We start from the raw sequence: 6406 nt of genomic DNA, 5'->3' as shown, positions 1-6406 counted from the left end.
CAAATTGCTGTTGTAGCTCAGGGGTAGAGCACTTCCTTGGTAAGGAAGAGGTCATGGGTTCAAATCCCATTAACAGCTCAGGAGAAGCAGTCTGTAAAAGGGCTGCTCTTTTGTTTTATATAGCTATTATTTAAATAGTTACAATAAGAATGTTTCTTAGTTACCAAACCTTCCCTTTCAATGCAATATTCTTATTTTTCAAGTGACAAAAGGGGATTTTAGATAAAAAATAGGGATTTTGCCTCTTATTTGTCCCCCTATTTGGTCCCCATTTTTTCAATAAAGCCAAATACCAGTTCTATAAATCAAGAAAATTTATGGAAGTAAGTATAACACCTATTTGTAGAAAAGACAAAATCAACAAAAAAAATGAAGCACCCCTTGCCCTTAAAATAAGTTACAACTATGATAGTAGAAGAAAAAGCTTAGGGACAAAAATCAATATTGATTATTGGGACTTTGAAAATGATTCCTTAAAAGAGGAAACACCCAACAAAGAATACATCCAACTCATTATTGACTCCGAAATTCAAAAGTTAAACAAAAAATCCGAGAACTCTCTCGATAAAGAACTCCAGCATGCCACAAGATACCAGTCCCGGAATATCACCTTGCCCGTTTCAACATGCCTCCAATGACGACGTTTGATTACCAGGTCAAAAACCTTACCACGTAAAGGGAAATCATGGATCACTTACTCGTCATGAAAACTAGTAAACCTAGTAGCCGATATCAATTTTACTGACTCGAGTTACTACAAAATAATCCACCAAACCTGCAAGAAACATTAAAGATACAAGTTCTTCCAAAGCAGTCATGAAAAATAATTTTATCAAGCAAAAATAAAACACACAGATTTTCCCATTGAGCCGGTTTCACCCGTACACGGGTATGGCTTGACGCCGCTCTTAAATACCACACTTTTCATTGAAGATTTTATCTCAAAAAAAAATTTATTTTAATCGTATTTTTTCAAGAAAATAGAAAAACTACTTCACGAACGATCGAAAAATCCATTCTTCAACACTTGTAACGATCGTAAAATAGTATTCCAATATTACATCATTAAAGTTTCTCCATCAACCTTTCAAGCAGAGGCGTAATCTTACGCAACAACAATTCATTTGTACTAATCAACATGGACACCTGATCGTCTTTCGCTTTCAAGGAAGAAGCTTGTTTGTCCATAATTTCCACTAAATGGCGAGTTAACTCGCTATCATCCTCTTTCACAGAACGAACAGGAGAACAAGAATCTTCTCCAATCACATCACCCCGGCATTTCTCTCCATCCCCTGTCAGAAGCCAAATCCGGTTCACTCCCAATAGACGACTCAATACTTCCAATTTTGTGGTGTCAGGCTTAGTCTTGTTATTCAAATAATTTGAAATAGTTGTAGCTGACATATTTAAATCCTTCGCCACACGATATTTCGTGTACCCTTTCTCTTTCATCACCTCTAGCAATCTCTCGGAAAATGACATATCCTTTTATTTAGAATTAATTTAAATTTTACTTTCTAGCAAAATATAATCCAATTTGACTTTGCATTCTTCCAAATTTGCATTATCTTTGCATATCGTTTGTTACAAATATAGCGATTATTGGTGAAATCCCCAAGTTGTTGGGGTTAGTTAATCGGTTGGTGATGTGAGAAGACAGAGACATTTATCCCGTTAACGCTCTTTGTCTTCTCCTTTTTTCACACACGATCACAAGGCATCATTTCAAACACACTCTGGAAATCCCAGCATATTCCCCAACAAAATCCTTATAAATCCCCCCGGAATATACCACACGAATCCCCTTCCACTCCTATTATATAATAGGTATAAAACAGTTTCGTTTTTTTCACCTCAATAGAGAAATAAAAAACGCTTCAAAAGAGAATCGAATACAAAACATTTCATTTAGTTTCGTTTTTAGATAAAATAATTGCGATTTTGTTTTGTTTTATTTCGTTTTCTTCTTTCCTTTGTGATATAAAATCTTTTGGATATGACACAGCACGAGACAACCAAACCATTTGATGTGATCATCATCGGCGGCGGGGCTACAGGAGCCGGAACCGCTAGAGACTGTTCCCGCAGAGGACTACGGGTGCTTTTGGTGGAGAGATTTGACATTTCAACCGGAGCCACGGGACGCAATCACGGGTTGCTACATAGTGGTGCCCGCTACGCGGTAACCGACCAAGAGTCAGCAGAAGAATGCATCAAGGAAAACATGATTCTCCGTAAAATAGCCAGCCACTGCGTGGAAGAAACAGATGGGCTCTTCTTGACTCTCCCCGAAGATGACATTCAATTCCAATCCAAATTTGTAGATGCGTGCCGCCAAGCCGGCATCCGGGCTGACGTAATCGATCCAAAAGACGCATTGAAAATGGAACCTTCTGCCAACCCGAACATTATAGGAGCCGTGAGGGTTCCTGACGGAGCCGTAGACCCCTTCCGCCTAACCGCCTCCAACATCATGGACGCAAAACTTCACGGCGCCGAGGTTCTTACCTATCACGAGGTCACCGAACTCATCCGGGAACAAGACCGGATCGTGGGCATCAAAGTACTTGATCACAAAACAAAAGAAACAAAATCCTATTACAGCTCCGTTGTTGTTAATGCGGGAGGTATATGGGGACATAATATAGCGAAGCTAGCGGGGGTTAATATCAATATGTTACCTGCCAAAGGAGCCCTGCTTATCTTCGGTCACCGGGTAAACAACATCGTGCTGAACAGATGTCGGAAACCTGCTGACGCCGATATTCTCGTGCCGGGCGACACGATCTGTCTGATCGGAACAACTTCCAGCAAAGTTCCTTACGAGGAAGTAGATAACATGTATGTCACCCCGGAAGAAGTAGATTTACTATTGCGGGAAGGCGAGAAATTATCCCCGCAACTGGCTCAGACACGCATCCTAAGAGCCTACGCGGGAGTTCGCCCGTTAGTGGCGTCAGATGACGATCCTAGCGGACGAAACGTAAGCAGGGGTATCGTCCTTCTGGATCACGCAACGAGAGACGGGCTCGAAGGATTCGTCACCATTACCGGGGGAAAATTGATGACCTACCGGTTGATGTCCGAATGGACAACCGACTTGGTTTGCAAGAAATTAAATGTCACCGTTCCTTGCACCACCGCCTCGGAAAAATTGCCCGGTTCAAGAGAGAACACCGAAGAAATAAGCAAAAAGATTATATCCGTCCCTCTCGCTCAACGCAACGCGACAATCAATCGCCACGGGGATATGGCGGACAAATTCTCCGAAAACACACCTCTAGACAACAGCTTGATTTGCGAATGCGAAGAAGTGTCCGTGGGAGAGGCGAAATACGCACTGAACGAATTGGACGTGAACAACCTTGTCGATTTACGGAGAAGAACCCGCGTGGGCATGGGTACTTGCCAAGGCGAACTTTGCGCCTGTCGGGCTGCCGGGCTAATGAGCAACATGAAGAAAGCCTGCACAAAAAGAGCAAAAGCTGACCTTACTTCTTTCTTGAACGAGAGATGGAAAGGCATGGCACCTATCGCATGGGGCGACACGTTACGAGAAAGTGAATATACCGCATGGATCTACGAGGGCGTGTGCGGACTAACATCATCTTCAAAGGAATAACTATGAAATTTGATACTATTATCATCGGTGGCGGTCTGTCCGGTTTAATTTCCGGAATACGCTTGTCAAAACAAGGACAACGCTGTGTTATCATTTCTTCCGGGCAAAGCGCTTTACATTTTTCATCCGGCTCTTTCGACCTACTGAACACATTACCGGACGGAAATAGCGTGAACAACCCGATCGAAGCGATCGAAGAATTGGCAAAACAAGCACCCACACATCCTTACACCAAATTAGGAAGCAATAAATTTTCCCAACTAGCAAAGGAGGCGGAGAATTTTCTGAAAGAGGTTGGAATTTCCGTGAAAGGCGACGCCCGAAAGAATCACTTCCGTATGACCCCGATGGGTACGCTAAAGCCGACATGGCTTACCTTGGAAGACCATATGCAAGGAGAAAACGCTGATCGGATTTCATGGAAGAAAATAAGCATCTTCAACGTAACGGGCTTTCTTGATTTTTACACCCAGTTCATCGTTGATGAATTGGCTAAAATAGGCACCACTTGCACCACCTATTTAATTAATTTTCCCGCCCTGGAGCACTTACGGAAGAATCCGACAGAGATGCGTTCCGTGAATATCGCCAGGGTATTTGACAACCAAGAGAATCTAGATGAGTTCGCCCGTCAAATCAAGGCTGAAAATGGGGATTGCGAAATCATCGCCCTCCCGGCGATCGTGGGATTGAGCAGGAAAGACGCCGTGACATACCTCCAAAAGGAAATCGGGAAACCGATCTGCTTATTGCCAACTCTTCCCCCTTCCGTACCGGGCATACAGGTACAACAACAACTACGTGCCCGATTCCAGGAAGCGGGAGGCGTTTTCATGCTCGGGGACATCGTGATACGAGCAGAAAAAGAAGACAACCGGATCAGCCGGATTTACACGAACAACCACGGGGACATACCGTTCTCGGGCAAAAATGTAATCTTGGCAACGGGAAGTTATTTCAGCCAGGGACTAATCGCCGACACGGAGCGAGTTTACGAACCGATCTTCGACCTGGACGTTACCTTCTCGTCCAACCGGGAACAATGGTATGACCGGAATGCGTTTGCCGCACAACCCTACCAAACCTTCGGGGTCAGGACGGACAAAGATTTCCGCGGGCTATACAAGGGAGAAGCTATCGAGAATCTTTATATATCAGGAGCGATACTGGAAGGCTTTAATGCCATCAAGGAAGGATGCGGGGCTGGAGTTTCCATCCTGAGTGCATTGTATGTAGCAGATAGAATTTCAAGTAAATAGAAGAAGTTATGAATCTACAACAACACAATATAAGCGACAACAATTTCGAGCAATGTATCAAATGTACCGTGTGTACAGTCTACTGCCCCGTGGCAGCCGTCAACCCGGATTACCCGGGTCCTAAACAGGCAGGACCGGACGGGGAACGCCTGCGCTTGAAGAAATTCAACTTCTATGACGAATCGCTGAAATATTGCATCAATTGCAAACGATGCGAGGTGGCATGCCCTTCCAACGTGAGGATCGGCGACATCATACAAGCCGCCCGCATTAAATATAGCGAGAAGAAACCGACATTACGTGATTTCATCCTAGCGAACACGGATTTAGTGGGGACACTATCCACCCCGTTCGCCCCGATCGTGAACACCACATTAGGTTTGAAACCCGTGAAGGCGATTCTTGATGGCGTCATGAAAATCGACCACCGCCGTACATTCCCGAAATATTCATTCGGGACGTTCGAGGGATGGTATAAAAAACAAGCCGCAAAACAAGCCGCCTATCCCAAGCAAGTAAGTTATTTCCACGGTTGCTACGCAAACTATAACAATCCACAACTGGGAAAAGATCTCGTGAAAGTGATGAACGCCCTCGGTTTTGGCGTACAATTGCTGGAAAAAGAGAAGTGTTGCGGGGTGGCATTAATTTCCAACGGCTTCATCAACCAAGCAAAAAAACAAGCCAAAACAAATATTGCTTCGATTCGAAAGTCCGTACTCGAAAAGAAGATTCCGGTAATAGCCACCTCGTCCACGTGCACGTTCACGATTCGGGATGAATATCCTCACCTTTTGGACGTGAAGAATGACGATGTAAGAGATCAGATCGAATTAGCAACACGTTACATTTATCGTCTATTTAGTCAACAAAGTGCAAAATTGAATTTCAAGAAGGGCGAGAAAAAAATCAAGGTGGCGTATCACACCCCCTGCCACATGGAAAAATTGGGCTGGTCTTATTACTCCATCGAGTTGCTGAAACTCATCCCGAACATTGAACTGACCGTACTAGACTCTCAATGTTGCGGAATAGCAGGCACTTACGGTTTCAAGAAAGAGAACTACAAGACATCACAAGACATCGGGGCTTCCCTGTTCAAACAGATAGAAAGTTGCGATTTCGATGTGGTAGTCACCGATTGCGAAACCTGTAAATGGCAAATCGAAATGTCCACATCAAAACGATGCGAGCATCCTATATCAATATTAGCCAACGCCTTAGAATGACACGCACGTCATCACTCTAAAGTGTAAAATGTTTTTATTACAAAAACAAGGAAAATAAAATAAAAAGGAAAACGTAATTTTATTGAAAATTATTTTGATTTAAAAATCAATATTCCTATTTTTGTTGTGAATTGAAAGATATTTATTACGAATAAGAAAGAAAACGTTTTCGAATTCATTCGATTCAAGGAAAAATAGAGGATCATAAAAACAAGAACAAATGGAGCAGAAAAATATTGCCATATTGAAATGTCCTTTTCCTGACTTCCGGATACTTTTAAAATCCAATATAT

At 43.1% G+C, this 6406-nt stretch carries 5 protein-coding genes and 1 tRNA gene; 5 read left to right on the top strand and 1 reads right to left on the bottom strand.

All coding sequences use genetic code 11. From position 1 onward, the window contains the following. Window positions 1-6 precede the first annotated feature (6 nt). A tRNA-Thr gene (locus tag A3CY_RS0119865) sits at window positions 7-78 on the top strand. Between the two features lie 239 nt (window positions 79-317). Next, on the top strand, window positions 318-638 hold the full coding sequence (locus A3CY_RS0119860) for an Arm DNA-binding domain-containing protein (protein WP_018339705.1): 321 nt from the start codon (window positions 318-320) through the stop codon (window positions 636-638). 427 nt (window positions 639-1065) lie between these two features. On the opposite strand, the gene A3CY_RS21740 is transcribed toward A3CY_RS0119860, so the two are convergent. Continuing rightward, window positions 1066-1485, bottom strand: a complete 420-nt coding sequence (locus tag A3CY_RS21740) for a helix-turn-helix domain-containing protein (protein ID WP_018339703.1) — start codon at window positions 1483-1485, stop codon at window positions 1066-1068. A 514-nt stretch (window positions 1486-1999) separates the two neighbouring features. Here A3CY_RS21740 and glpA point away from each other — a divergent pair. From glpA to glpC, 3 genes are read left to right on the top strand one after another with little or no spacing between them, the layout of a single operon-like run. Further along, on the top strand, window positions 2000-3625 hold the full coding sequence (glpA, locus tag A3CY_RS0119850) for an anaerobic glycerol-3-phosphate dehydrogenase subunit A (protein WP_018339702.1): 1626 nt from the start codon (window positions 2000-2002) through the stop codon (window positions 3623-3625). Window positions 3626-3627: 2 nt separating this feature from the next. After that, window positions 3628-4884 (top strand): glycerol-3-phosphate dehydrogenase subunit GlpB, encoded by a 1257-nt coding sequence (gene glpB / locus A3CY_RS0119845; RefSeq protein ID WP_018339701.1) that lies wholly within the window; start codon window positions 3628-3630, stop codon window positions 4882-4884. An 8-nt stretch (window positions 4885-4892) separates the two neighbouring features. After that, the gene (gene glpC, locus A3CY_RS0119840; RefSeq protein ID WP_018339700.1) at window positions 4893-6113 is read left to right on the top strand and encodes an anaerobic glycerol-3-phosphate dehydrogenase subunit GlpC; all 1221 of its coding nucleotides are present in this window, start codon (window positions 4893-4895) and stop codon (window positions 6111-6113) included. Window positions 6114-6406: the final 293 nt, after the last annotated feature.

The sequence above is a fragment of the Butyricimonas synergistica DSM 23225 genome, assembly GCF_000379665.1.
Lineage (GTDB): Bacteria > Bacteroidota > Bacteroidia > Bacteroidales > Marinifilaceae > Butyricimonas > Butyricimonas synergistica.
This window is presented reverse-complemented; position numbering and strand designations above follow the sequence as displayed.

Excerpts from the sequence above, each read along its gene's own strand:
- A3CY_RS0119860 (WP_018339705.1), top strand. The coding sequence starts at position 318 with ATGGAAGTAAGTATAACACCTATTTGTAGAAAAGACAAAATCAACAAA.
- A3CY_RS21740 (WP_018339703.1), bottom strand. The coding sequence starts at position 1,485 with ATGTCATTTTCCGAGAGATTGCTAGAGGTGATGAAAGAGAAAGGGTAC.
- glpA (WP_018339702.1), top strand. The coding sequence starts at position 2,000 with ATGACACAGCACGAGACAACCAAACCATTTGATGTGATCATCATCGGC.
- glpB (WP_018339701.1), top strand. The coding sequence starts at position 3,628 with ATGAAATTTGATACTATTATCATCGGTGGCGGTCTGTCCGGTTTAATT.
- glpC (WP_018339700.1), top strand. The coding sequence starts at position 4,893 with ATGAATCTACAACAACACAATATAAGCGACAACAATTTCGAGCAATGT.